Raw genomic sequence first — 26,878 nt, 5'->3', positions numbered from 1 at the left:
AACATATTAGTTAATCAGGAATATCTTGGTCTGACCATTGTAGGTGGCCTTCACAGTGGCACGACCCTCAACGATAGGACTCACCTCAACCTTCACACCAGGCACATTGGCCTTGGCCTCGAGCTTGGTACCAACAGTCAGAGGACCATAGACCTGATAGCGAATCTGGTCGGCATAGCCATTCTGATTGTTGAAACGGATAGGCGTAGAGGGGATATTCAGCTTCTTGCCATCGGCAGTGATGGTGAGCTGAGGCACAACAGGAGCCGTATGGTTTGCACCCTTAGAGAAGCTGATTCCGTGGAGGTCGAACAAGCCCTGCGGACGCTGAGGCTGCTGAGGACCACGACCACCGAAGCCACCAGGACGTCCCTGAGGCTGCTGGGGCTGCTGCACCTCGGGGCCATCGGTCACGAGATAGATGGCGTGCTTGCCGGTGAGTCCCTCGACAGCAGGAACAGCTGCATAATACATCGTTGCCTTACGCTCGGCATTGGCGGGCACGTCAACGACAGCAATCTCCTGACCCTTCCAAGGATCATCCAACATGACGTGAACCTTGAAGGCGCCCTTGCCATTGGGAGTCAGATTGATGCCAAGCGTAGTTTTGTCGCCAGCCTTGGTACCCTCGAAGGCCTTGCAACCCTTGGTGTCCTTGGCCAGTCCACCGAAGCCGAAATACTTAAAGCCTACGATGCCACCGTTCTGAATGCCGGCCAGGTCCATCGAGTTGTTCCACACGTCGTGGTTGTCCTGCATCCAGTTGTTGCTGTTGGGGCCATACATAAAGGCTGCATAGCCAGCGCTGTAGTAGTTATAGGGAGCCAGACCGAAGATCTGGAAGCCCTCGCTGGTCACCTCGGCACCAGTATATTCGTTGCCATCGGTAGCCTTAGCTGTCCACACATTATCTTTGGTATAGGGGTCATAACCGGTGATCACCACCTTACCACCCTTGGCCACAGGCTTCTTGTCCCATGTAATCTTCACTGGAGCCACCATAGCCTGACGGGCATTGCCGAAGCCACGGGGAGGACGGTGATAGAACACATACCACTGGCCATTGATCTCCTGCAGAGAGCCATGGGTGTTGTGACCGGCATTGGTTGTGATAAGTTTAGAGCCATCCTCGTTGAGCACAACGCCACGCGAGTCAACCAGCACGCCACCTGAACGCCATGGACCAAGGGGTGAGTCGCCATAAGCATAGCGCAGGGCTGAGTTGGTGTTGCCCAAACCGTACTCTTTGCCAGAATAGCCCGAGAACACCATCACGTACTTGTTGCCCACCTGACGGATACTTGAGGCCTCAAAGAAATTGAAATCCTTGGGGTCCTGACCCTTATAGAGGGCCTTATACTCGCTACCGGCTCTATCCAACAGGCGACCATCGGCGCTAACAGCAGGGATGAAGGGGTCAATCAGGTCGGTGCCGGGACGCTTAGAGTACATGGTGTTCTGGTCGAGTTCGCAAGCAGTAGAGTGCTGGAAGCCATAGAACACATAGGCACGGAAGCCCTTGTCATAGTCCTTATCTTTCTTGTCGGTGATATTCTCAATGAATACAGAGGGATCGAAATCAATGAGCGAGCCCTGCACACAGCGCGTACCATCGGGAGTCAGGTTCACAGGGGTGAAGGGACCATTGGGACGGTCGCCCTTACAAACCATGGCAATACGGCCATTGCCGCGAGAATGGGGATAGAGCCAATAGGTCTTCTTGCCAGTTTTGCGATCGGTGGTTACCACAAGATCGGGAGCATACATCGTATCCCACTGGCCGTTGACAAACCACGAGAAGATAGGACCCTCGTCACGCCATTGACTAAGGTCTTCCACGGGAGCCGACCACATGCGGATGTCGGGACCACAGTAGGCAGAATAGTTCACATCATGCGAACCAATGATGTAGGCACGATACTTACCCGGCTGATCGGGATCTTCAAATACGCGGGGCTCGCCATCGGGCACATGCTCCCACAAGGGCAGATACGGGTTCTGCGCATTGACTGTCAACGTGGCAGCCAATGAGAATGCTAATAAAAATAATTTCCTCATATACGTTTAAAGGTTTTTGTATTCGTATTCAGCCTGCAAAAGTAACAAAAAAACACGAAAAAACATTTTGTATATGTTTCGTTTCCTTCGCACCATGTCACATAAAGCGCTGAAAGTCGAAACAAATATCAAAAAAACAAGAAAGGTTTGGCCATTTCATGAAAAAGGCGTATCTTTGCTGAGATTTAACAATATTCATTCATTTTATTTTCAGAAGCGAATGAGCAAGAGTCAAGATTTGCTCTCATACATACGTGAAGGACGCACAATGACGCAGCGCGAGAAGTTGCGACTTATTGTGCAATTGTCCATCCCCTCTATCCTCGCCCAGATATCGGCTACGGTGATGTTTTTTATCGACGCCTCAATGGTTGGCCACCTCGGCGCCAAGGCTTCGGCCTCCATCGGCATTGTGGAAAGCACTGGCTGGCTCATGGGTGGATTGGCCTCGGCAGCCAATATGGGTTTCTCTGTTCAGGTGGCACACTTCATTGGTGCCAACGATTTCCAGAGTGCACGCCGTGTGCTAAGGCAGGGATTGGTATGCTGCTTTATCTTCAGTATCATCATCAGCGCAATTTGTCTTGGCATCAGCCCATTCCTCCCCTATTGGCTAGGGGGCAATGCGGAAATAGCCCACGATGCCTCGCTTTATTTCGCCATCATCGGTCTCTGCGGCATTTTCTTTCAGATGGAGGGACTCGCCGGATCAATGCTGAAATGTTCGGGAAACATGAAAATTCCCTCAATGCTGAATATTGGTATGTGTGTGATGGATGTTGTCTTTAACTACATCTTTATATATATATTAGACCTTGGTGTCATGGGAGCTGCGATGGGAACTGGCCTGGCAGAACTTATAACGGCAGGCCTTATGTTATATTTCCTCCTAATACGCTCTAATATGTTGCGCTTAAAAGGATTTCCAGGCTCTTTCCGTCCTAAAAGCGACACGATTGGTACGGCCTTCAAAATTGGTGCTCCCATGGGATTACAACACATGTTGATGGGTAGTGCATATATTGTGAGTACCTATATCGTGGCACCCTTGGGAACGGTTGCTATTGCAGCCCATTCGCTGGCAATCACAGTAGAGAGTCTTTGTTATATGCCAGGCTTTGGTATTGCAGAGGCTGCCACCACACTGGTGGGTCAGGGAATTGGAGCCGGCCAACGTGTACTCACCCGCTCGTTTGCACATCTTTCAGTTCTGATGGGTATCATTGTCATGACTTTGATGGGCATCACCATGTGGATATTCGCTCCCGAGTTGATGACCATCATGTCGCCTATCGATGAGGTTATTGCCGAAGGTACACAGGTGCTGCGTATTGAGGCGTGGGCCGAGCCATTATTTGCGGCAGCGATTGTGTGCAACGGCATATTTGTTGGTGCAGGTGACACCCTAAAACCTGCCATCATGAGTCTACTGTCCATGTGGGGCGTGCGACTAACGCTAGCATGGTATCTGGCACGTGACTACGGACTCAAGGGCGTATGGATGGCTATGGCCACAGAACTCACCTTCCGCGGTCTCATCTTCCTGGGACGCCTATTCTTTGGTAAATGGAATCAGAAACTTATAACAAATTCTAAGCAATCATGAAGAAAACCATCATTCTTATGCTCATGCTGACCTTTACGGCACTGAGCAAAGCGCAAACCAACGAAGTTCTTCTGGAAACTACAGAAGGCAACATCCGCGTGATGCTATATGACGACACGCCCATCCACCGCGACAACTTCCTAAAGCTGGTCAACGAGCAGTTCTACGACTCGCTTCTGTTTCACCGCGTTATCAAAAGCTTTATGATTCAGGGGGGCGACCCAACAAGTAAGAATGCCGAGCCTGGTACTGTACTAGGAACAGGCGAATTGGACTACACCCTTCCGGCTGAGTTCCGCACTCCAACACATTATCATCGACGTGGTGCCTTGGCCATGGCCCGTGAAGGCGACAAGGTGAATCCTGAGCGTCGCTCCAGTGGCTGTCAGTTTTATATCGTCTGGGGAAAGACATATGCCACAAAAGACCTTGAGGTTATTCAAAAACGCGTACGAGAAGCTACCGATGGCAAGGCCGACATCACCCCCGAAATGTTTTGGACCTACAGAAAGGTTGGAGGTTCACCCCATCTTGATGGCCAATACACCGTTTTTGGTGAAGTGACCGAGGGACTTGATGTCGTTGAACGCATTCTAAAATCCTTTACCGACACTTATGACCGTCCTGTTGATGATGTACGCATTCTACATGCAACGGTCGTCAAAAAATAAAGTCCTTAGGGACCAAACACTCCTAAGGACTCAAGATTCCTTCCTTACGGGAAACAAAAAAAGCAGGTCTTGGTTCTCTTACCTTGACCTGCATTTCTTACGATATTAATAACTAAAAACCTTTTCTACTTTTGTTACCCTTACAACAAATCTTTTGTTTTACCTTACTAATACCTACTTGTCCTTAAACAATCTAACCTAAAAAAATACTAACTAACCTATTGAACATTTACTAACTCTTTCTATACTTTCTCTCTCACCTTTCACAAGGCTTAATCTTTTACCTTTAAACTAACTCTATTGAAGATCTCTTTGTTTCTTTTGACGATGCAAAGGTACGACGAAAATCGATACGTTGTATCAACTTTCGTCGCATTTTGATGAAAAAAGCCTCTATTATTGATTAAAATCAAGCGATTGTGTTCGCACACAACGCTTTTTCGACCAAATTAGTCAATTCGACGAACTGCTGAATACTAAGCTGTTCGGGGCGTAACGTTGAGAACATAGAATCAGCTATCATCTGGATAGCCTCAGACTGCAAAATCTGCCTCAAAGATACTCTCAACATCTTTCTGCGCTGGTTAAACGCTGTCTTCACCACGCGTTTAAACAACTCCTCATCGCAACCCAGTTTCTGAACTTTGTTGCGAGTCATACGAATAACAGCACTCTGAACCTTGGGAGGTGGATTAAACACACCGGGCTCAACGGTGAAAAGATACTCGACATCGTACCATGCCTGAATCAATACTGAAAGGATGCCATACTGCTTATTGCCTGGTTGCGAAGCCATACGCACAGCTACCTCATGCTGAATCATGCCCGTGCAGCATGGAATGAGATCGCGATTGTCAAGCATCTTAAAGAAAATCTGCGACGAAATATCGTAGGGATAATTACCCGTAAGCACAAACTGCTGTCCTCCAAACACTTCGCGCAGGTCCATTCGCAAGAAGTCTCCCTCAATGATGGGTTTCTCTTGCTCCTCACTCTCTACCCCTTGCTCCTTGAACAAGGTATTCTTCAGATAGGCCACCGACTCGCGATCGATTTCCACCACCTTAAAGGAACGAGGTTTTGTTACCAAGTACTGTGTCATCACACCCATACCAGGTCCCACCTCCAATACAGGAATGTCTGGACAGGCGTCAACCGTATCGGCAATGCGCTTGGCTATTGAGAGGTCGGTCAGGAAGTGCTGACCAAGATTCTTTTTGGGTCTTACTTGCTTCATATTGCAAAGTTACACATTATTATTAATATAACAAAAAAATCTGCAGAAAAAGGAAGTTAGAACATGATATCAGCCAAAGAGAAGGAACACCTTCACTGAAAAAAGTCTGGCGAATCACTCTTGAACCGCCAGACCTGTGCATTAATAGTTAATTAGTAAGGACCAAAAGATTATATTAAATAGATTTACATTGTATTAGTTTTTGCAAAGATATGAAAATCCCATCTAAGTCAGATTGCATATTCACAGAATTACACTTTCAAATTCTCAAATAAACCATTCATATTCACAAAAAGTGCAATCAAATTCACATTTTTACCGAAAAATGTACAAATATATCGTACATATTAACTATATTTGCACCGATGATTACAATGATCTTTACGTTGATGCCCATGTTCATCTGTTTTTTCTGGAGCATGGTACTGGCAATAGAACTACTAGTCGACGGCAAAAACAAACCTAAGGCTCACCTGTTGGCGTTTATGCTAACAGCCACAGTTTTGTATCTTGGTCATAGTGTTTTCTTCTTCCACAACATACATATTATGCCCATAACCAATACACTATACAGTGTAGCAAACCTATCTGTGTATCCCCTATTCTACTTTTATATTCGCTCGCTTTCAGCGCGCAGTAATCATCACAGCACACAGTGGACGCTACTGATACCAGCTATCCTACTAGGGTTGGCTACAGGAACTCTTAACCACCTTATGACAGAAGAAGAAAGAAACCTATTCTTTGAAAAATATCTGTATGAGGGAACCCATGAAGGACTTACAGGACTTCCTATGCAACAAGCCGTAGTGCACGACTTATGTAAAGGCACATTTATCCTGCTTCTCATACCCGTCTTCGTAATGGGTAGCCGACATATGAAGCAATACGAGAAACTGCTTAGCAATACGTATGCCGACCTTGAAGGAAAAACCCTTAAAAACATACACTACCTATTAATTGTTTTTATAGTATCATCTATTTTCTCTATCGCCTTCATGCTCATTGGACGTCACCACTTTGCAAATTCTATCTGGTTATTGATTATCCCATCAACTATATTCTCATTCATATTATTTGCCGTCGGCATGATTGGCCATCATCAGACATTCTGTATTGAGGACGTCGAGAAGGACGAGAGCAGAGCAGGCGAAGAGACAGACGAACTACCTACAACGGTCGAACTACGTGAGAGAATAGAGCAACTGATGGAAAAGGAACAACTATACCGCCATCCGAACTTAAAAATCGTAGATCTGGTACAACGCCTGGGCACTAACCGTAACTACGTGTATATAGCTATAAACCACGAAATGGGCGTCTCGTTTACAGAATATGTCAACCGTATGCGCATTGAGTATGCCACGATGCTGATAAACCAGCATCCAGGCAAATCGTTGACCGAGGTAGCCGAACAAGCAGGCTTCTCAAGTGCCTCTTCATTTTATAGGAATTTCAGACAATTCAAAGGTATGGGGCCAAGAGAATACCAAAACAATCTTAATCAATAAGTTTTTTAGTAACAGTTTCATTATTGCGCCTTTGAACAGAACTTCGAAGGTGCATTCGTTCGAAAATGAAAAGAAAAAACAGTTTTTCTTTTGCATTTTACACACTTATTTGTACCTTTGCGCATGCAATGAAGATACTGCAGACCATAGCTAAGGTTCTAATGCCACTCATCTTGGGTGGCGCTATTCTCTATTGGATGTACAGAGGAGAGGATTGGCAGAGCATCAAGCATGTGATGCTACACGAAATGAACTGGACATGGATGCTGTTATCGTTTCCGTTTGGCATTCTAGCACAAGCCTTTCGCGGCTGGCGCTGGCAACAGACATTGGAGCCCATGGGCGAGAAGACGCGTGGCAAAGTGGCTGTCAACGCCATATTCCTAAGCTATGCCGTATCACTAATTATACCTCGCATGGGTGAGTTCACACGGTGCGGTGTGTTAAAACGCTGGGAGGGCATATCCTTTTCTAAAGCCTTGGGCACTGTTGTAACCGAAAGAGCTGTTGACACCCTTATCGTCATGCTCTACTCCGGTGTTATCCTGCTTTTCGGAATGAGCACCTTTGGCATATTCTTCAAGCAAACGGGAACATCGTTTGAACACATTCTTAGCAGATTCTCATTAACAGGATGGATTGTAACTGGCATCTGTGGCATTGCCGTATTACTGTTATTGCATCTATTACTGAAAAACCTCTCTATATATAATAAGGTAAGGACAACGCTGCACGGCATATGGGAAGGCGTATTTTCCTTGAAAGATGTGAAAAACCTACCATTATACCTGTTCTTCTCGGTAGGAATATGGGTCATGTATTTCCTGCATTACTATCTAACATTCTTTTGCTTTGATTTCACTGAAAACCTTGGTCTTGGTTGTGCGCTCATTTCGTTTGTTGTAGCCAACTTCGCCGTCATAGTGCCAACGCCCAATGGTGCCGGCCCATGGCACTTTGCCATCAAGACCATGCTCATTCTCTATGGTGTTGCCGACCATCAGGCGCTCATCTTCGTTCTGATTGTACACACCGTACAGACCATGCTTGTTGTCCTATTGGGAATATGGGCCTGGATAGCATTGAACTTCACCAAACCAAGCGAAGGGAAAGAAAAATTAGTGAAAAAACTTGCATGAACTTGCAAAAATATATAACTTTGCAGACCAAAGAAAACCTCTTAAACTAAATAAAAGATGAACGACATTCAGAATCTGAAACCACAGTGCATTTGGAAGAATTTCTATGCACTGACCCAAGTTCCCCGTCCTAGCGGACATTTAGAGAAAATTCAGCAATTCTTGCTTGACTTTGGCAAGAAGTGTGGCGTATACGCAGTAAAGGACCCTGCAGGAAACATCCATTTCCGCAAGGCAGCCACACCTGGCTATGAGAATAAAAAGGGCGTGATTCTTCAGGCTCACATGGACATGGTACCTCAGAAGACACCCGAATCAACACATAACTTCGAAACCGATCCTATACAGCCCTGGATTGATGGAGAATGGGTAAAAGCCACAGGCACCACACTGGGTGCCGACAATGGTTTGGGCGTTGCGGCCATCATGGCTATCATGGAGGACAAGACCCTGAAGCACGGTCCCATCGATGCTCTTATCACCCGCGACGAAGAGACAGGCATGTTTGGTGCCAACGAACTGCCTGAAGGAGAATTACAGGGAGATATTCTGATGAACCTCGACTCTGAGCACTGGGGTAAGTTCGTCATTGGTAGCGCCGGTGGTATTGACGTTACCGCTACACTCGACTATAAAGAGGTGGATACCGACCCTGAGGATGCAGCCGTACGTCTGACTGTAAAGAACCTGCGTGGCGGACACTCTGGATTGGAAATCCACGAGGGTCGTGGCAACGCCAATAAGTTGATGGTGCAGATGGTTCGCGAGGCCATCGAAGAGTTGGATGCACGTTTGGCCGTATGGCACGGTGGCAACATGCGCAATGCCATTCCCTTCAAGGCTGAAACCATCCTCACTCTGCCGAAAGAGAACATTGCCGCTCTGAAGGAACTGGCAGAGGATTGGAAAGAGACCTTCAACGATGAATTCAAACTCATCGAGCCTCAGGGCATCGAAGTGATTGTCGAGGAAGTGGAGACACCGAAGACAGAGATTCCTGTAGAGATTCAGGACAACATCGTGGATGCTATCTATGCCTGCCACGATGGCGTTATCCGCTATATCCCCGCCTATCCTAACGTGGTTGAGACTTCTTCAAACCTCGCTATTATCGACATTGAGGGTGGCAAAGCTGCCATCAAGATTCTGGCACGTTCAAGTCGCGAGGACATGAAAGACTACATTGTCAAGACGCTGGAAAGCTGTTTCTCTATGGCCGGTATGAAGGTCGAGACTGCAGGCTCATACGGCGGATGGGATCCCAACCCCGATTCAGAAATTCTGCATCTGTTACTCAAGGAATACAAGGAGCTCTTCGGCGAAGACGGCATCATTCAGGTAGACCATGCCGGTCTGGAGTGTTCTGTGATTCTGGGCAAATATCCCTGGCTGGATGTTGTCAGCCTTGGTCCCACAATGAAGAGTCCTCACACCACCACCGAGCGTGCACTCATCAAAACGGTGGAGCCTTTCTGGACTCTGCTCAAGAAAACCCTCGAGGACGTACCTGAGAAATAAATCATTCAAAAAATGCAGATTTGCTTGGCGAATCTGCATTTTTTTCTTACCTTTGCACCCGTCAAACCAAAATACAAACAAAATTATGGACGATTACCCGGCGGACAATTACAATTCGTAATGGCGGGGGATAGTGAGCAAAGCTACTAATCCCTTTGCCGCTAAGTCATTTTTTTTAATTATCCTTGTACAAACGTACCAGCGATAACAAAAAACGGATTAGTACAATGAAGACCTACTGGAATACCCAAGAGGGGCTAAGCCAACTCACAGAGTGGCAGCCCAATTGTTGGATACAAGTGACGTGCCCAACAGAAGACGATCAGCGCGAACTGGAAAAACAGTTTGGCATACCCGATTATTTTATCAGTGACATCAGCGATACGGATGAGAGAGCCCGTTATGAATACGACGATGGCTGGATGCTTATCATCCTGCGTATCCCCTATGTCAAGGAGGTACGCTCACGAACGCCCTACACCACCGTACCCTTGGGTATCATCCACAAGCGCGACGTCACCATCACCGTTTGTTACTATGAGACAAACATGATGATCGACTTCGTGAGTTACCAGCAGAAACGCGGTTTGGGATTCACAGACCATGTTGATATGATTTTCCGTCTATTCCTATCGAGTGCCGTGTGGTATCTGAAACGATTAAAGCAGATTAACTCACTGATTGACAAGGCTAAGCGCAACCTGGACCAGGACGTGAACAACGAAAGTCTGATTGGCCTATCACGCCTGCAGGACTCGCTCACTTATTTCCAGACCTCTATCCGTGGCAACGAGACGCTGCTCTCGAAACTGAAGTTCAAATTACAGATTGACGAGTTGGATGCCGACTTGATTGAGGACGTGAACATTGAGATGGCACAGGCTCGCGAAACAACCAGTATCTACAGTAACATTCTGGAATCGACGATGGACACCTACCAGTCGATTATCAACAACAACATGAATACGGTGATGCGTACACTGACATCAGTAACAATTATCATGATGTTCCCAACGCTCATTGCCTCGCTTTTTGGTATGAATCTAGTCAATGGCATGGAAGCCAATAACTACGGATTCGTCTTTGCACTAATCATTTCGGTTGGTGTTTCAGGCGCCGCATGGTGGTTCTTCCGTCACAAAAGACTGATTTAAACCTCAAAACAGAAAAAAAACGTCAGAAAATTAGGCCATTAAAATTATTTTAAGTAATTTTGAGGCCTAATTTTGTTATATACGAACCGAATCAGTAACTAAAAAAGTTAAATGATGGACTCTCAAGAAAACATCCTCGAACAGGGGAAACAAGAAGAAGTAATCCAGGAAGCAACGACTCCTGAAGTAGAAACCAACGCCCAGGAAGAAGCTCCTCGAAAGGTTTACGAGACCAAGAAGGAGGTGTTGGACCGCGTCAAAGAGATAGCTCACGGCGAAGAGGTCCCACAAAAGGACGAAGTGGAATACTTGAAGGCCGCCTTCTATAAGTTGCACATTGCCGAGCGCGAAGCTCAACTCAAGACATATCTGGACGCAGGTGGCGATCCAGAGGCTTACCAGATTACTCCCGACGAGGATGAAGAGGTGTTCAAGGCCGAGATGGGTGTTATCAAAGAGCGCCGTCAGAAGCAGTTCCGTGAACAGGAGGCTGAAAAAGAAGAGAACCTAAAGAAGAAGCTTGATATCATTGAGAAGATAAAGGCCATGGTCACTTCGCCTGAGGAGGCCAGCAAAACCTATCAGGAGTTCAAGGCTCTGCAACAGGAATGGCGTGAAATCAAGGCCGTTCCCGCTGAGAAAGCCAACGAACTGTGGCGCAACTACCAATTGTACGTTGAACAGTTCTACGACCTTCTGAAGCTGAACAGCGAGGCTCGCGAACTAGATTTCAAGAAGAATCTGGAAGCAAAGACCCACCTGTGTGAGACAGCCGAGAAGTTAGCCGAGGAGGAGGACGTTATCAGCGCCTTCCACCAGTTGCAGAAACTGCATCAGGAATATCGCGAGATTGGTCCTGTTAACAAGGAACTGCGCGAAGAAATCTGGCAGCGCTTTAAGGCCGCATCTACTGTTATCAACAAGCGCCATCAGCAGCACTTCGATGACCTGAGAGCACGTGAGGAGGACAACCTGCAAAAGAAGACCGTGCTCTGCGAGAAGATTGAGGCCATCAATAAAGAAGAGAAAAAGAATAGCGCAGACTGGGAGCGCCTGACCAAAGACATCATGGATATACAGGCTGAGTGGAAGACCATTGGTTTTGCACCTCAGAAGATGAACGTGAAGATTTTCGAGCGTTTTCGCGCCGCGTGCGACGAGTTCTTTGCCAATAAGGCAGAATTCTTCAAGAATATGAAGGAAGCTTTCAAAGAGAATGCCGACAAGAAGCGTGCACTCATCGAGAAAGCCAAGGCCCTGCAAGATAGCACAGAATGGCGTTCAACAAGCGACAAGCTCATTGCTCTTCAGAAGGAATGGAAGACCATCGGCATTGTGCCCAAAAAGTTGGGCGACCAGCTGTGGGAAGAGTTCCTTGGCGCTTGCAATAAGTTCTTTGAGGCTCGCAACGCCGCTGAAGCTGGTCATCGCAACGAGGAGCACGAGAACCTGGACAAGAAACGCAATGTCATTGAGCGACTGAAGGCAGCCGCTGAAGAGGCTGGCGAAGGTCTGCAGGAGAAGGTTCAGAAACTTGTTGAGGAATACAACGCCATCGGTCATGTACCCTATAAAGAGAAGGACAAGGTTTATGAGGAATACCATGCCGTATTAGACAAGCTCTATAAGGAACTGAATGTCTCTGTAGCTAAGAAACGCCTGAACAAGTTCAAGGACAACCTGAAACAGGTGGCCGAGCGTGGCGAGAACGCATTGGCCGATGAGCGCCAGCGCCTGTTGCGCCAGTATGAGAACCTGAAGCAGGAAATTCATACTTACGAGAACAACCTTGGCTTCCTTACTGCCAGCAGCAAGAAAGGCAATAGCCTTATTGAGGAGATGAACCGAAAGATTCAGAAGCTCAAGGACGACATGCAACTGGTCAAGGAGAAAATCAAGGCCATCGATGCCGAGAACAAAGATTAAGACAGTCATTCCAATACTTTGCCAAGCAAACTAACCATGTTTGCTTGGCAAATTTCAAATATAGAGGAACTGCCCACAACTAACATGCTACATCAGGTACGTCTACTAATTATCACACTTTGTTGCCTACTTTGTCATACACATAGCTTTGCGCAATCCCATTCAGAGAACAGCGACTATGCCAAGTGGATTGACATGCCACTGGCGCAACTCATAGAAAAGGGTGATGACTATCGTAAGAAAGATAGTATACTGCAAGCCCAAATGTGCTATAACATCGTAGCGGAGAGGTGCTATGCCAATAAGAAGCGTGATGAGCAGTTGTTGGGCGTGGATGCATGTATGCATTTATGGAGCATCTACTTCTATACCTATTATGATTATCCCCGCTGTTTTGATTATCTGAACAAAGCCCGCGAGATAATGGAAAGACTTAACATTGAGGACGCACGGGTATGGTTAGGACTGGCTTGTATGTATCAAACCATCTCGGAGGAATGTCATAGTAGAGAGTTAGGAGGAAAATCGCTGGAATACTACATCAAAGCCATGAATGCGGCCATCCTTTCGCACGACGAGGACAATACCGACAAAGCAGCCACCAATGTTGTTTCCATGGCCTCCATCCAGAACGGTTTAAAACCCATTGCCAACGAATGGCGAAAATACGAACAACTGCCCGATGGAAAGCCCGCACGCGTTTTGCGTCGCTATAACAAGTTGCTCTATCAGGCCTACCAGAACATTGAGCGCCAAGAATACAACCAATCCATTGCTATCTTCGACCAACAACTGAGTTTCATTGACGAGCAGGAATATCCACGATTAGTATATTTCACGATTGTTGAAAAGGCTAAGGTCTATATGCAGCTGTCGCACTACGACGAAGCCATCAACGTACTGCGCCATGCCGAACAAATTGCAGATAGCCTGCACATGAAGGACTGTATGCTAGAAGTTTACGGCATGCTCGCCAACTGTCATCAACTATCCAATCATCTTCGCGAGTACGAGAACTATCGAGAGCGGAGTCGGGCTTTGGAAGACACACTTACCACCTATCGTCAGATGACTAGCATCAACGAGAGCGAGTTTCAGAACGAGATGAAACAGATTGAGCGCGAGATGAACGAGATACAGCAACATCGTCAGCGTCTGCTCATGATGACCATCATGATTAGTGCATTTGCTTTAGTCGTTGCTGTTTTCCTTTTTATTCTTTTCCGTCAAAATGCAAAACTGCGCCACTCCAACCGTCAGTTGTATCTTAAGAATGTGGCCATGCTCCGTGCCGAGGAAGCAAGTCGCAGCGAGCAGAACAAATATGCAGGCAGTAACCTCATGGACGACGACAAACAGCAACTGCTAAAACGCATAGAAACCATTATGGATACATCCGACGAAGTATATTCGCCCGATTTCTCTGTTGAGCGTTTGGCTCAACTAACTGATTCAAAATATAAATACGTGTCGCAGGTCATCAATGAATACTACGACCAGAACTTCAATAACTTCATTAACCAATATCGCATCAAGGAGGCATGTAAGCGCATTGACAATCACGGGCAGTATGCCAATATGACCATTGAGGCTATTGCCAACAGCGTAGGATTCCGTTCCAGGAGTTCCTTCTTCACATCTTTCAAGCGCATCACAGGTCTCACGCCATCGGAATATCTCCGCCAATCGCGCGCACTCAATTTCGATTAAATGGGGTGTTTTGGTTTAAAATTCCGAATTTAGAACGCCTAAAAGTATTAATATATCACTATTCTAAAACAAAAAGTTTAATTTTGCAACCCAATTAATAAAATGATATATGCAAAGACTTTTTTGTTTTCTGGTGATAGCCTTGCTGGGAGGAACGACGGCATTTGCAAACCGAATTTCGTCAGGACAAGCCCAGCAACTGGCTATCAAATTCTTTTCTCAACGCACTGCCAACTCACACCGCGCCCAAACAGCACAAGCCACCATCACGTCTTCCGAATTGTATGAGGACTGTTATATCATAAACCGCGGTCAAAACGAAGGTTTTGTGATTGTTGCAGCCGATGATCGCGCTTATACCATTCTGGGGTATAGCGATACCGGCTCCATCAATCTTGCCACAGCCCCCGCTGCACTGACAGAATGGATACAGTCGTACACTGAAGAGATTAACAGCATAAGGAATCAGGCTAAGGCAGGCTCCCCTTCTCTGCCTGAGAAAAAATATCAGGCCGTCTCTCCCCTACTTGGCGAGACCGCATGGAACCAAGGCTATCCGTATAATCAGATGACCCCCTACTATGTTGGCACCAACCATGCCGCCACCGGTTGTGCCGCCACAGCCATGGCACAGATTCTGTTCTATCATCGCTATCCTGCACAAGGTCGTGGTCAGAATAGTTTCCATACCACACAATATAACATGAGCCTATCGGTTGATTTCAGCCAGAGCACTTATCAATGGAACCTCATGAAACCCGTTTATGGAGAATGGGATTCGAACGAGAGTCGCGATGCTGTGGCACTACTGATGCGCGACTGCGGCTATGCCATCAACATGGATTACGGAGCAGTGAGTGGTGCTGCTCCCGATGCATGGCCCAAAGCCCTTATCGCATACTTTGACTACGACCGCAGTCTATGCAACCGCTATCGTGCCAACTATACGCACGAAGAGTGGAATAGCATTATCCGCAACGAGCTGGATGCCGGGCGTCCCGTCTTTGCCGGTGGCTTTGCCAACTCGGGCGGTCACGCCTTTGTCTTCGACGGCTATGACGAAGACGGACTCATCCACGTCAACTGGGGATGGGGCGGTGTGAGCAACGGCTACTTCCGCACCTCAGCCCTTACACCTGCTATCCAAGGCACTGGTGGAGCCGATGGCGGCTTCAATGCCCGTCAGTCTATCATCACTGGCATCCAACCCGCCCTCGAGGGAAGTGAACTGACGCCAGAGTTCTATAGCAGCGAAACGATCAAGGCCACACCCTCTACATCTGCCAAGTCAGACATTGTCAACCTGAAATTGACAGGAAAGGTTACCAATGGTGGCTACTGTGATGCTACCATTGATTTTGGCTTTGGCGTCTACAATGATAGCAATGAGCTAGTACTCATTATTCCTGCCAACGAAAACAACAAAAGCGTCGAGATGGGCAAGTTCTGCATTGGTATCAATGCACCGCAAGCCGACCTCTCGTCTCTGACGTCTGGCAACTATCTGATACGCCCCATCGTGGTGGAACATCATGGCAGCCAATGGACACCAGTACATCATGGCAACAACGCACGTCCCAACTATCTTAAACTTCAGATTGACGAGGACGGTCAACTCACCTTCGACCAACCACAAAAACCAGTACTTTCCGCAAGTGACATCAAGGTCGATACTCGTATCTACTCAGGCGTAAAATGCAGCGTAAGTGCCATTCTAAGAAACCATGGCGATATGGACTATAGCAGCGACATCCGTGCTGCTCTCTATCGACCTGGCGACGGTATGAAGATGGCCGAAAGTGATAACTATCTGGAAGACGTTCTGGCCCAAGGCGAGGAGCAAGCCACAATTGTCAGTGCATACAACGTCACTCCTGGAACATACCTTCTCAACCTGATTGACGAGAACTCACAGCCTCTGGGTGAAGCCATTGAGGTGGAGGTGCTTGAAGCCCCTGCTGGCGAAGGAACAGTCGAAGCCATCGGTGGTCTGAACATCAACGAAGACACCATGCCTTGTCGCGACAATCTGAGTTTCACAGCGCATCTGCATGCCACCAGCGGCGTGTTTGCCAGCAACGTCACCATATATATATACGATGAATATGAGACGGTCACCTCTCCCTTGGGAAGTCTCGAGCCTCAGTTCGTCTTCATCGAGCCTGACGGAACCATCGACGTCACATTCTCTGGCAAGATGGAGAATGGCGTACCAGGAACCGTCTATAAGGCCACGCTGATAAACCTCGACGAAAACACCTATATCAAGCCTCGCGCCAAAGCCAGTTGTCTCTTCACCATTATGGATCAGACCTCTGGCATCAGCACCATAGAGTCAACGGCAAACTCAGCCACTCAGGTCATCTACGACCTACAAGGACGACGCGTAGAGCGACCTCAATCAGGTGTTTATGTAAAGAACGGTCGAAAGATTGTTATCAAATAGCCAATACGTATCACATCAATAATCAATCAAAAGCAAATGAGAAAACTTGCAATGACACTCGCAGCCATGCTGATGACCATGTCACTGATGGCTCAAGGAACTTATGATGCAGCACCGACCGCTCATAAGCCAGTAGTGCAGAAATCACAAAAGGCGCGTCTGATGTCTGTCAAGGAAAGACAGAAGACCAGCATGCACAGGACACCAAGTTTGTCGCAGTTCCAGGGACTAACTATCTACGCCACCCTGAAGAACAGTGATAATTGGAGTGGTGCCAGCATCGCATCAGTGCCCTATGGTATCTACACCTACACGATTGGTGAGGATCTGGACTTCCAAGCCGTATCCACCGATTTAAACTTCAACTACATGGCATCGGCCATGGGTCGCAAAGAGATGATCGGTGTTCGCCCCATGGAACTCTTCGGCACCCTGACAGGCGTGGAGTACGATGGACTGGATTCCTTACACTTCAAGCAGCAGTGGGCCGAGGTCATCTCAAGCGAGGAGGCCAACTTCAGTTATATCCCTTGCGTCATGGCCTACGATATTACAAGCGACATCATCTATTCTGCCCAGTATAATGCCGACCTCACAGGACTTAATTGGTCTAAGTGGAACCCTGTGACACGTCGTTTCGACATTATCCATAAATGGAACAACGACTTCCAGCCACTGACGCTGGCCTGTCTGCCCAATGGTCAGTTCTATTGCGTAGGCGCTGATGGCTTCTACTATGAGATCGACAAGCAGACGGGTGATGCATCCATGCTGGGTCAGTTGGGCATTGAACCCACACTCTATGTGCAGTCAATGAACTACGACCCTCAGTCTGGCTACTTCGTATGGATGGCTGTCAGTCAGAGCGGTTCTGGCATCTACGCCCTGAATCCTGCCGATGGCGAGACGACCCTGATTCGCCGCCTGTCAAAGAACGAACAGGCTTCCACCCTCTTCTTCAAGGGTAACAAGGCTCCTGCCAAAGCACCTGCTGCTCCTGTCAACCTAAAGATGAACTACAGCGGCAACGGCACTACCACAGGCAACCTGACATTCGCCATCCCCACCACCACCTACGACGGCTCTTCACTGAGTGGCAACGTCAAGATGTCCGTATGGCTTGACGGTCAGAACCTGGCCAATGCTAAAGAAGTTGCAACAGGCTCTCAGCAGACCTTTGCCTTTGATCTTTCGAACGACAACCACTACGCCTATGTAGTACTGCAAAACGAGAATGGTTTCTCGCCATGCGCCTATACCTACGAATATGCCGGTTATGATGTACCTTTGGCAGTAAAGAACGTTGTTCTCAGCGTAAACGATGGTATCTCAACCCTCTCGTGGAACGCGCCCGAAGGCGGTATCAACGGTGGCTATATCAATCAGGACGCAGTGACCTACGATGTAGTTCGTCAACCTGGCAATGTAACTGTGGCACAAGGCATTTCAGCCACCACGTTCACAGAAACACTGCCAACAAAGATGGAGCGCTACTACTACGAGGTATATCCTTACAACGGACAGGACAAGAAGGGCGCAGCCACCGAGTCAAACCGTGTATTGGCCGGCTCTTCGTTCGAGCCTCCTTATGTGGAGAACTTTGCCGACGAGTCGACGCTCAGTCTCTGGACCATCATCAACGTCAACAACGATTCCAGCGCCTGGGGTAATGCCTACACCTGGCAGTACCAGTCGTGGGGCCCCGACATGAACCTGAGCACAGGTCCTTATGCCATTGGAGAGGGCTTCGACAGCGTGGACGACTATCTGGTATCACCAGGTATTGCTCTGAAGAAAGACATCACCTATGCACTCACCGTCAGCATGCGCAACACCTTTGCCGGCATGAAAGAACGTGTGAGTCTGCTGGTGGGTACCGATCCTAACGATCCCTCTACCTTCCGCGTGCTCGACAGCAACGAGGCTTACGATGTGATGAGCGACGGACAAGGCAACAACGGCCGTCCTTGGGAGGCCGACTTCCAAGTAAGCGAGACAGGAACTTACTACATGGCTGTTCGCGGCTATACCACCCGCGAGGACAATGCCTCTGGTCTCTTTGTCTATGGACTGCGTGTCGACGAGTTGGGCGTGAGCAGTGCACCTGCCGAGGTGACCGAGTTGACCATCACCCCTGAGGCCGAAGGTGAGATGCAAGCCGATGTGAGCTTTGTCGTGCCCACCAAGAGCATGGGCGGCGACGACCTGGGCGAAGGCCTCATTGCCAATATCTATCGCGACCAGAACCTGAGTGAGGCAGTGGCCAACCTCAACGTAACAGCTGGCGAGAAAGCCCTGTGGACCGATAACACTGTGAAGGGTGTGGGTGTTCATAGCTATACCGTGAGTGTGACCAACAACTTTGGCGAGGGTAAGAAGGTCAGTGCCGATGCCTTTGTGGGTGTCTATACCGCTCCCTATGCCAACACCTTCGATAATGAAAGTGACGACATGTTCTTCATCACCGTCAACGACTCTGTCTCTGGCGGCAACACCTGCAAATGGGAATGGAGCAACTACAACAAGAACCTGGCGCTGAGTTATTATGTTCAGAAAAACTTCGAGCCCATCTGGCTGTTCTTCCCTGCCGTGAAGATGGAAGAGGAACAGGTCTATGAGGTGAACTACGACTGGGTGTTCTCTTCTTACAACAAGAGCTCTGTGGGCTATATGAGCATTGGCACCGCTGCCGACAGCACTGCACAGACCGTAGGCGAGGCACTGCCCTTCACCAACGACCTGGGCTATGGAGTGGCTTGTCCTGTGACCCAGGAGGTTGTGGCCACCAAGACAGGCAAATACTATCCTTCTGTCTATATCCACGGTGATCGCGGCACCAGCGGTGACTATATCATGCCCACCATCGACAATATCAATATCAAGCATGTGGCTTCTGCCAAGGCTCCTTATAATGTTGAGAACCTCGAGGCTCAGCACGACATGACTGGTGCTCTGAGCGTCGCTATCAGCTGCCAGGCTCCTGCCATCGACTTTGCCAAGCGTTCACTCAGCAGCAACATGAGTGTCAGCATCTATCGCACTGGTCAGACTATTCCTTTGAAGACCTTCGAGAACGTAGAGCCAGGCCAGGAACTGCAGTGGACCGACAGCCAGCCTCTTACAGGCATGAACAGCTATACTGTTGTAGCATCAAACGACTTCGGTCGCGGTAAGGCCGCCACAACAGAAACCTATGCCGGCGTCGACCTGCCCGAAGCTGTTGGCGATTTCGCCATCCGCGGTTCTGAGGACAACCAGCAGGCAGTACTGTCTTGGACAGCACCTTCTGAGGTAGGTCAGAATGGTGGTGTGGTGGATGGCTCACTCAGCTATGTTGTCTGTGAGTACTTCCCCAACGAGACCGATGCAAGCAAGCAGGTTGTAACTATTGCTACCACGCAGAACACTACATATACCGTGGCTCGCGAAGCTACCGACAACATGGAGCAACACATCTACGCCGTGATCACACAGACCTCAACGGGTATTGGTAAAGCTGTGCTCGACTATACCATCCTGGGTAAGTTGAAGACCATGCCCTTTGCCGAGCCTTTTGCCAACGGTGGTCTCAACACCGATGGTTGGGTGAGCGATGGCGACGTAGCCCAGTATGGTGCCACTTGGCAATTGGTTCAGGACAATGACGAGATGGTGTCACAGGATGGCGACAACGGCTATGCCCTCTGCTATAATGGTAACTACTATGAGCAGTATCACTATGGCGACCTTGTATCACCAAAGATTGGCATCGATGCCAACAAGGATTATAAGCTCACCTTCTATGCCTATCATGGTGTAACATCAGCGATGACCATCATGCCTACGATGGTGGTATTCCAGAGTACTGACGACTATCCCTACATGCAGGTGGGCGATACCATCCGCGTGACGGAGGGCGAGAAGGGATGGACCCGTTATGAACTTACACTGCACAAGGTGGCCGATGCTCATTATCTGAAACTCTGCTTCCGCGGCTTACTGAGCAACATGAACGAACGCATTTGGCTTGACAACGTCAAGATCGAGCCTGTCAATGACACCACAGGCATCACTGACACACAGGTGAGCAATCAGGCTAACAGCATGCAGCTGTACGACCTACAGGGCCGCCCTGTCAATACAGGCAAGCGTCAGGCTGTTACCATCATACGTCAAGCCGACGGTCGTTTCCAGAAAGTTATAAAGAATTGATCCAACTACAAAACTTGCGAATGTCGTCAACAGGATAACGACGGCATATATATTCAACTACATATGTTTAAAGCCATCTCGTTTCGCACGGGATGGCTTTATTCTTGGCATGAAATAAGACAGAATATACAACAACGAAAAAAGAGATGCTCTTGCGAACATCTCTCTTTTGGTTGGGGTACCCGGACTCGAACCAGGAAAGGCAGGACCAGAATCTGCAGTGTTACCATTACACCATACCCCAAACTTATTATCACTCAGCGCTCTTGCTGAATTGCGGGTGCAAAGGTACTACTTTTTCTTGAATCACCAAAACTTTTCCGGAGTTTTTTATAAAAATTCTCAAAAAAAACACTTTCTTGCGGCCTAATCGGATAAAAAGCACTATCTTTGCAAACAAATTACACATTATTAATATTAATGGAACAAACAGAATCATTAGTTCAAACAATTATTAAGGGAATACAAGAAAAGAAAGGTAGTCAGATTGTAGTAGCCGACCTGAGTGGCATCGACGGAACCATCTGCAAGAACTTCGTTGTATGTCAAGGCAATTCGCCAGCGCAGGTAGAAGCCATCACAGAAAGTGTGGCCGATTTGGCACGCATAGAACTGAAAGAAAAGCCTGCTCATGTAGTAGGACTAGATAATGCCCAGTGGGTGGCGATGGACTATACCGATGTGATGGTCCACGTTTTTCTGCCCGATGTACGCGAGTATTATGACCTTGAGCATCTGTGGGAAGATGCCCAGGTGACCTATATCCCCGACTTAGACTAGTTTTTTTTAGTAACAGACAGTTGAGACAACACTAACATATGGAACAGAATCAAAATAACCAGCAGCCCAAGATGCCCAAGTTCAACATGAACTGGGTATACCTCTTAGTGATTGGCGCCCTGGCATTCTTCTATCTGACCAACGGATCCAGCGAGATTCAGAAACAGAAAGAAGCATCCACAGGTCAAGCCTCATATAGCGAGTTCAAGAACTTTGTGAACAACGGCTATGCCAATCGCATCGTGGCCAACAAGAGTACCGAGACTCTGAAAATGTATGTGAAGCCCGACAGCATTCAGGCTGTATTCCATAAGACAACAGCACTGACTGGCGCAGAACCCTATTTGTCTGTAGAATATGGCAGTAACGCCAAGGTTGAGGAGTTTGTTGACTCTGCTCGCGCCCGTGGCTTCTTTAAAGGTAAGTTTGATTATGAGCACGAGAGCAGCAATGGTATTTTGAATTTCATCATTTCCAGTCTGCTGCCCATATTCTTCCTCGTATTCCTGTGGATGCTCTTCATGCGTCGCATGGGTGGCGGCGGCATGGGCAGCGGCGTCTTCAATGTTGGCAAGAGCAAGGCTAAAATGTATGAGAAGGGCGGCGAACTGGGCATCACATTCAAGGATGTGGCTGGTCAGGCTGGTGCCAAGCAAGAGATACAAGAGATTGTTGAGTTCCTGAAGAACCCACAGAAATACACTGACCTGGGTGGTAAGATTCCCAAGGGCGCCCTGCTGGTAGGCCCTCCTGGAACAGGTAAGACCCTTCTGGCCAAGGCTGTTGCCGGCGAGGCTGGTGTGCCCTTCTTCTCGATGAGTGGTTCCGACTTCGTTGAAATGTTCGTAGGTGTTGGTGCCAGTCGTGTGCGCGACCTGTTCCAGCAGGCCAAGGCAAAAAGTCCCTGCATCATCTTTATCGACGAGATCGACGCCGTGGGTCGTGCCCGTTCCAAGAATCCAGCCATGGGTGGCAACGATGAGCGCGAGAACACGCTGAACGCCCTGCTCACAGAGATGGACGGTTTTGGAACAAACAGCGGCGTTATTATCCTGGCCGCAACCAACCGCGTGGATATGCTCGACTCGGCCCTGTTGCGTGCAGGACGTTTCGATCGCCAGATACATGTTGACCTGCCCGACCTGAACGAACGCAAGGAAGTATTCATGGTGCACCTGAAGCCCCTGAAACTCGACGAGACCGTTGATGTTGACTTCCTGGCCCGCCAGACACCTGGTTTCTCAGGTGCCGACATTGCCAATGTTTGCAATGAGGCAGCACTGATTGCTGCCCGCCACGATAGTCCGAAGGTAGGAAAACAAGACTTCCTGGATGCTGTAGACCGCATCATTGGTGGTTTAGAGAAGAAGACCAAGGTGATGACCGAGGCCGAGAAGCGCTCGATAGCTATTCACGAGGCCGGCCACGCCACCATCTCATGGTTCACGGAGTTTGCCAATCCATTGGTGAAGGTGAGCATCGTGCCACGCGGACAGGCTCTTGGCGCTGCCTGGTACCTGCCAGAGGAGCGCGTGCTGCAGACCAAAGAGGCCATGCTCGACGAGATGTGCTCGCTGTTGGGTGGACGTGCCGCCGAGGAACTCTTCGTAGGCCATATCTCTACAGGCGCCATGAACGACCTGGAGCGTACCACGAAGCAGGCTTACGGCATGGTAGCCTATGCCGGCATGAGCGAGAAGCTACCCAACCTCTGTTACTATAACAATGCTGAGTTCCAGTTCCAGCGTCCTTACTCTGAGACCACCGCCAAGATCATGGACGACGAGGTTCTGAAGATGGTTAACGAGCAATATGACCGTGCCAAGCAGATTCTGACAGAACATGCAGAGGGTCATGCCCAGTTGGCACAGCTTCTGGTGGAACGTGAGGTTATCTTTGCAGAGGATGTAGAGAAGATCTTTGGAAAACGTCCCTGGACCAGTCGTGCCGACGAACTCCTGGAAGCCCAGATGCGTGCTGAAGCAGAGAAGATGGCCGAGGAACGTACCAAGCAGTTGGAGGCGAAGAACAACAGTCTTCCTGAGAACGCTGGAGACGAAGAACCTTCGGAGACACCAGAAGACAACAAATAAAATCAAACTACTATGAAGAACTTTATTGTAAGAGCCATTACAGGCGTCTTTTTCGTCGCCGCCATCGTGGTCAGTTTCCTGAACCCGCTGGCAATGGTCTTTTTGTTTGCCCTTATCACAGGAATGACCATTTGGGAGTTCTGCGGCCTGGTGAACGAACGACCATACGTACAGGTAAACCAGTTCATTTCTACGGTGGCTGGCGTATACTTGTTTCTGGCCATGGCAGGACATTGTAGCGGCTTTGTGAACACAGACACGGTGTTCATCCCCTATCTCATCACGATTATCTATCTACTCATTGCCGAGCTCTACCTGAAGGCCAAGGACCCCATCAACAACTGGGCATACACCATGTTGCCCCAGCTCTATATCGCCCTACCCTTCTCCATGCTCAACGTGCTGGCATTCCCACAGGCAGGCAGTTATTCGTATGTACTCCCCCTGAGCGTATTCGTATTCCTTTGGATGAACGACACAGGCGCTTACCTCTGCGGCTCACTACTGGGACGTCATAAGCTGTTCCCTCGTGTGTCGCCAGGCAAGTCATGGGAAGGCAGTATCGGTGGCGGACTCCTCGTGATTGGCATTGCCATCTTAGTGTGGCATCTATTGAACACCTACGTACCCGAGCAAGCCAACCTCACCATGTGGCAATGGGCAGGCCTGGGTCTCACCGTGGTGGTATTCGGCACCTGGGGCGATTTGGTAGAAAGTCTTTTCAAACGCACACTCGGCATCAAGGATAGTGGCAACATTCTGCCAGGCCATGGCGGCATGCTCGATCGCTTCGACTCGTCATTGTTGGCCATTCCCGCAGCTGTTGTCTATCTTTTTACCATTTCTTTACTGTAAAGACCAAATTTTTTTATCATAACGTTTGGATAAATCGAAAAAAATGTGTTACTTTGCACAAAGTTATTATCAAACGTTAACTAAAAAAACAAGAAGTATGAAAAAGTTTCTTATGGCTATCGTAGCCGTGCTGTTCGCAGCACCTTCGTTCGCTCAGCTCAGCAGCGGCGGTTTTTCACTCAATGAAAGCACTGTTTACTACGGCATGCGCATGGGTCTCAATGTTTCTAACCTGACTGGTGATACTGATGGCTTCAGTGGTTCAAAAGCAGGTCTGAACTTGGCTGGCGTTGTTGGTATCCGTGTGTCTGACTCTACTCCTATCTTCTTGGAGAGTGGTCTGTACTTCACACAGCGTGGTGCTAAGAAGAATAAAAATACATATGCCAACCTGAACTACCTCGAGATTCCCGTTCTGTTGAAGTATGGCATCCAGGCTACTGACGAGATTGCCGTTCTGCCTTTCATCGGTCCTACCTTCTCTTATGGTATTGGCGGTAAGGAGAAATTAGGTGATGGTGCAAGCAAAGATGACTCTTTCAGCAACGACATTGCAGACTTCAAGCGCCTTGACGCAGGCATTAAGATTGGTTGCGGTGCTGAATACAACAAGCTGTACCTGGAAATGGGCTATCAGTTTGGCATCACAAACATTGCCGACTGGAAGATTGGCGCTGACGATGCATCTGTTCACAATGGTGCTTTCTTCGTAAACCTTGGTGTGAACTTCTAATCACAAAGAATCATACAAACTTTATCTTGAAAGGCTCGGGCATCCGAGCCTTTTTGTATGCCCTGATTCATGATGGCAAAGCAAAGACGATGGCCATTGGATGCAGAGCAATAACCTGCCAGCGAGATGACACCCGTCAGGGTGCCCGTCTTAGCCTGTACATTACCTTCGGCCGATGTTCCCCTCATGCGCTTCTTCAGCGTACCATCCTCGCCAGCAATAGGCAAAGAATAAAGCAGATGACTATAAACAGACTGGTGGCGGAAGGCATAGCGCAAGATCTTAGTTTCGAGCTCAGCCGACAGATAGTTATAGAGCGACAGGCCACTGCCATCGGCAATTCTGTAGGCCGACGAATTAACACCTGCTCGCTCCAACAGCGCACGCTCGGCACGTGCAGCATCCTGCGCACGACCAGGCAGGCGATTTCTGGCAGCCGTCTGATAGAACACCGATTCGGCATACAGATTATCACTATCCTTCATCATGCGCTGCAGTATCTGATCGATACTACGTTTGCGCTCACTTACCAACTTTGCGTCTGAGGGCAGTTTCCCACGCGAGAGAGAAACATCCTCAAAAGCAATATCGGCCTCCATCAGTTCTACGATCAGTCGGTTTACAAAGTCGTCCTTGCGGTTCACCAGCAAAGGCGACAGCGTGGGGTTATCATCGTCCCAGCACCAGCCTTCACCCCATTTCAACGTATCCTTCATCGTCACGTCAGCAATGATACAACCGCATATCGTGTCAATCTGCAAATCCTTCAAGGCACGGGCAAAGCGCCACATATCATCACCATCGAATGCAGGATCCATTCCACCCACGCAGTAGAGGTCGCCTTTCAAGGTACGCCCTACAATCTCGCCTGTATAATATAAAGAGGTACGAAACTGATAGTTGCCTCCCAGGCAATCCAAAGCCGTGATGGCAGTGAGTAGTTTCATGGTAGATGCCGGTCGAAGCAACTGGCGCTGGTTATATGAAAAAAGCGGGCAGTCGTCGGTCAGGTCCCACACCATCAGTCCCAGCTGGGTATAGTCAAGCATCGGATCATTCATCAAAGAGTCGAGTCGCACCTGCATCTTCTGGGGCCAAGGCAAACTCTGTTCTATAGAGTCCGTCCCTACCGACAACGTATCAATTTGTGCCGAGACTACCATCGATATTGACAGTAGTACGCCTAAAATCAGTCTTTTTATCATAATGGGTACAAAGTTACAAATAAGTGAGCGAAATACAAAACAAAA

At 48.4% G+C, this 26,878-nt stretch carries 17 protein-coding genes and 1 tRNA gene; 14 read left to right on the top strand and 4 right to left on the bottom strand.

Annotated elements, in window-relative coordinates:
* Positions 1 to 6: 6 nt before the first annotated feature.
* On the bottom strand, positions 7 to 2,058 hold the full coding sequence (locus M1D30_RS02765) for a hypothetical protein (RefSeq protein ID WP_248506017.1): 2,052 nt from the start codon (positions 2,056 to 2,058) through the stop codon (positions 7 to 9).
* A gap of 220 nt (positions 2,059 to 2,278) precedes the next feature.
* On the opposite strand from M1D30_RS02765, the gene M1D30_RS02760 reads away from it, so the two are divergent.
* Both M1D30_RS02760 and M1D30_RS02755 read left to right on the top strand, forming a co-directional pair.
* On the top strand, positions 2,279 to 3,664 hold the full coding sequence (locus tag M1D30_RS02760) for an MATE family efflux transporter (RefSeq protein ID WP_248506015.1): 1,386 nt from the start codon (positions 2,279 to 2,281) through the stop codon (positions 3,662 to 3,664).
* Complete coding sequence (locus M1D30_RS02755) at positions 3,661 to 4,335, top strand: peptidylprolyl isomerase (protein WP_248506014.1); 675 nt, start codon at positions 3,661 to 3,663, stop codon at positions 4,333 to 4,335. Before M1D30_RS02760 ends, M1D30_RS02755 begins: the two co-directional genes overlap by 4 nt.
* Before the next feature lie 409 nt (positions 4,336 to 4,744).
* Here M1D30_RS02755 and rsmA read toward each other — a convergent pair whose 3' ends face one another.
* Positions 4,745 to 5,572, bottom strand: coding sequence for a 16S rRNA (adenine(1518)-N(6)/adenine(1519)-N(6))-dimethyltransferase RsmA (gene rsmA / locus M1D30_RS02750; RefSeq protein WP_248506012.1), 828 nt, complete (start codon positions 5,570 to 5,572; stop codon positions 4,745 to 4,747).
* Positions 5,573 to 6,366: 794 nt separating this feature from the next.
* Here rsmA and M1D30_RS02745 point away from each other — a divergent pair.
* From M1D30_RS02745 to M1D30_RS02710, 8 genes are all read left to right on the top strand, one after another.
* Positions 6,367 to 7,083: a helix-turn-helix transcriptional regulator gene (locus M1D30_RS02745; protein ID WP_248506010.1), complete on the top strand. Its 717-nt coding sequence runs from the start codon at positions 6,367 to 6,369 to the stop codon at positions 7,081 to 7,083.
* Positions 7,084 to 7,211: 128 nt separating this feature from the next.
* Positions 7,212 to 8,222: a lysylphosphatidylglycerol synthase transmembrane domain-containing protein gene (locus M1D30_RS02740; RefSeq protein WP_248506008.1), complete on the top strand. Its 1,011-nt coding sequence runs from the start codon at positions 7,212 to 7,214 to the stop codon at positions 8,220 to 8,222.
* A gap of 57 nt (positions 8,223 to 8,279) precedes the next feature.
* On the top strand, positions 8,280 to 9,740 hold the full coding sequence (locus M1D30_RS02735; RefSeq protein WP_248506007.1) for an aminoacyl-histidine dipeptidase: 1,461 nt from the start codon (positions 8,280 to 8,282) through the stop codon (positions 9,738 to 9,740).
* Between the two features lie 227 nt (positions 9,741 to 9,967).
* Entirely contained in the window at positions 9,968 to 10,894 is a 927-nt protein-coding gene (locus M1D30_RS02730) for a magnesium transporter CorA family protein (protein ID WP_248506006.1), read from the top strand.
* A 114-nt stretch (positions 10,895 to 11,008) separates the two neighbouring features.
* On the top strand, positions 11,009 to 12,820 hold the full coding sequence (locus tag M1D30_RS02725) for a DUF349 domain-containing protein (protein ID WP_371874184.1): 1,812 nt from the start codon (positions 11,009 to 11,011) through the stop codon (positions 12,818 to 12,820).
* A gap of 84 nt (positions 12,821 to 12,904) precedes the next feature.
* Positions 12,905 to 14,530: an AraC family transcriptional regulator gene (locus M1D30_RS02720; protein ID WP_248506004.1), complete on the top strand. Its 1,626-nt coding sequence runs from the start codon at positions 12,905 to 12,907 to the stop codon at positions 14,528 to 14,530.
* Between the two features lie 109 nt (positions 14,531 to 14,639).
* Entirely contained in the window at positions 14,640 to 16,976 is a 2,337-nt protein-coding gene (locus M1D30_RS02715) for a C10 family peptidase (RefSeq protein WP_248506003.1), read from the top strand.
* 36 nt (positions 16,977 to 17,012) lie between these two features.
* The gene (locus M1D30_RS02710; protein WP_248506002.1) at positions 17,013 to 21,167 is read left to right on the top strand and encodes a hypothetical protein; all 4,155 of its coding nucleotides are present in this window, start codon (positions 17,013 to 17,015) and stop codon (positions 21,165 to 21,167) included.
* Positions 21,168 to 21,337: 170 nt separating this feature from the next.
* Here the strand turns inward: M1D30_RS02710 and M1D30_RS02705 are convergent.
* Positions 21,338 to 21,411, bottom strand: a tRNA-Gln gene (locus M1D30_RS02705).
* 176 nt (positions 21,412 to 21,587) lie between these two features.
* Here M1D30_RS02705 and rsfS point away from each other — a divergent pair.
* The 4 genes from rsfS (at position 21,588) to M1D30_RS02685 (ending at position 25,628) form a co-directional block, all read left to right on the top strand.
* On the top strand, positions 21,588 to 21,947 hold the full coding sequence (rsfS, locus tag M1D30_RS02700) for a ribosome silencing factor (RefSeq protein WP_248506001.1): 360 nt from the start codon (positions 21,588 to 21,590) through the stop codon (positions 21,945 to 21,947).
* A 38-nt stretch (positions 21,948 to 21,985) separates the two neighbouring features.
* Positions 21,986 to 24,040 (top strand): ATP-dependent zinc metalloprotease FtsH, encoded by a 2,055-nt coding sequence (gene ftsH, locus M1D30_RS02695; RefSeq protein WP_248506000.1) that lies wholly within the window; start codon positions 21,986 to 21,988, stop codon positions 24,038 to 24,040.
* Positions 24,041 to 24,052: 12 nt separating this feature from the next.
* Positions 24,053 to 24,895: a phosphatidate cytidylyltransferase gene (locus tag M1D30_RS02690; RefSeq protein WP_248505999.1), complete on the top strand. Its 843-nt coding sequence runs from the start codon at positions 24,053 to 24,055 to the stop codon at positions 24,893 to 24,895.
* A 97-nt stretch (positions 24,896 to 24,992) separates the two neighbouring features.
* Positions 24,993 to 25,628, top strand: a complete 636-nt coding sequence (locus M1D30_RS02685) for a porin family protein (protein ID WP_248505998.1) — start codon at positions 24,993 to 24,995, stop codon at positions 25,626 to 25,628.
* On the opposite strand, the gene dacB is transcribed toward M1D30_RS02685, so the two are convergent.
* Positions 25,625 to 26,833, bottom strand: coding sequence for a D-alanyl-D-alanine carboxypeptidase/D-alanyl-D-alanine-endopeptidase (dacB, locus tag M1D30_RS02680; protein WP_248505997.1), 1,209 nt, complete (start codon positions 26,831 to 26,833; stop codon positions 25,625 to 25,627). The genes M1D30_RS02685 and dacB overlap by 4 nt on opposite strands.
* Positions 26,834 to 26,878 lie beyond the last annotated feature (45 nt).

Origin of the sequence: Prevotella sp. E15-22 (assembly GCF_023204875.1) — a bacterium.
In the GTDB taxonomy this organism is placed as follows: Bacteria; Bacteroidota; Bacteroidia; order Bacteroidales; family Bacteroidaceae; genus Prevotella.
Note: the sequence above shows the minus strand (reverse complement) of the source record. Positions and strands in the feature narration are given on the sequence as shown.

What these genes read in the sequence shown, in the direction of transcription:
- M1D30_RS02765 (WP_248506017.1), bottom strand. Translation starts at nt 2,058, where the DNA reads ATGAGGAAATTATTTTTATTAGCATTCTCATTGGCTGCCACGTTGACA.
- M1D30_RS02760 (WP_248506015.1), top strand. Translation starts at nt 2,279, where the DNA reads ATGAGCAAGAGTCAAGATTTGCTCTCATACATACGTGAAGGACGCACA.
- M1D30_RS02755 (WP_248506014.1), top strand. Translation starts at nt 3,661, where the DNA reads ATGAAGAAAACCATCATTCTTATGCTCATGCTGACCTTTACGGCACTG.
- rsmA (WP_248506012.1), bottom strand. Translation starts at nt 5,572, where the DNA reads ATGAAGCAAGTAAGACCCAAAAAGAATCTTGGTCAGCACTTCCTGACC.
- M1D30_RS02745 (WP_248506010.1), top strand. Translation starts at nt 6,367, where the DNA reads ATGCAACAAGCCGTAGTGCACGACTTATGTAAAGGCACATTTATCCTG.
- M1D30_RS02740 (WP_248506008.1), top strand. Translation starts at nt 7,212, where the DNA reads ATGAAGATACTGCAGACCATAGCTAAGGTTCTAATGCCACTCATCTTG.
- M1D30_RS02735 (WP_248506007.1), top strand. Translation starts at nt 8,280, where the DNA reads ATGAACGACATTCAGAATCTGAAACCACAGTGCATTTGGAAGAATTTC.
- M1D30_RS02730 (WP_248506006.1), top strand. Translation starts at nt 9,968, where the DNA reads ATGAAGACCTACTGGAATACCCAAGAGGGGCTAAGCCAACTCACAGAG.
- M1D30_RS02725 (WP_371874184.1), top strand. Translation starts at nt 11,009, where the DNA reads ATGGACTCTCAAGAAAACATCCTCGAACAGGGGAAACAAGAAGAAGTA.
- M1D30_RS02720 (WP_248506004.1), top strand. Translation starts at nt 12,905, where the DNA reads ATGCTACATCAGGTACGTCTACTAATTATCACACTTTGTTGCCTACTT.
- M1D30_RS02715 (WP_248506003.1), top strand. Translation starts at nt 14,640, where the DNA reads ATGCAAAGACTTTTTTGTTTTCTGGTGATAGCCTTGCTGGGAGGAACG.
- M1D30_RS02710 (WP_248506002.1), top strand. Translation starts at nt 17,013, where the DNA reads ATGAGAAAACTTGCAATGACACTCGCAGCCATGCTGATGACCATGTCA.
- rsfS (WP_248506001.1), top strand. Translation starts at nt 21,588, where the DNA reads ATGGAACAAACAGAATCATTAGTTCAAACAATTATTAAGGGAATACAA.
- ftsH (WP_248506000.1), top strand. Translation starts at nt 21,986, where the DNA reads ATGGAACAGAATCAAAATAACCAGCAGCCCAAGATGCCCAAGTTCAAC.
- M1D30_RS02690 (WP_248505999.1), top strand. Translation starts at nt 24,053, where the DNA reads ATGAAGAACTTTATTGTAAGAGCCATTACAGGCGTCTTTTTCGTCGCC.
- M1D30_RS02685 (WP_248505998.1), top strand. Translation starts at nt 24,993, where the DNA reads ATGAAAAAGTTTCTTATGGCTATCGTAGCCGTGCTGTTCGCAGCACCT.
- dacB (WP_248505997.1), bottom strand. Translation starts at nt 26,833, where the DNA reads ATGATAAAAAGACTGATTTTAGGCGTACTACTGTCAATATCGATGGTA.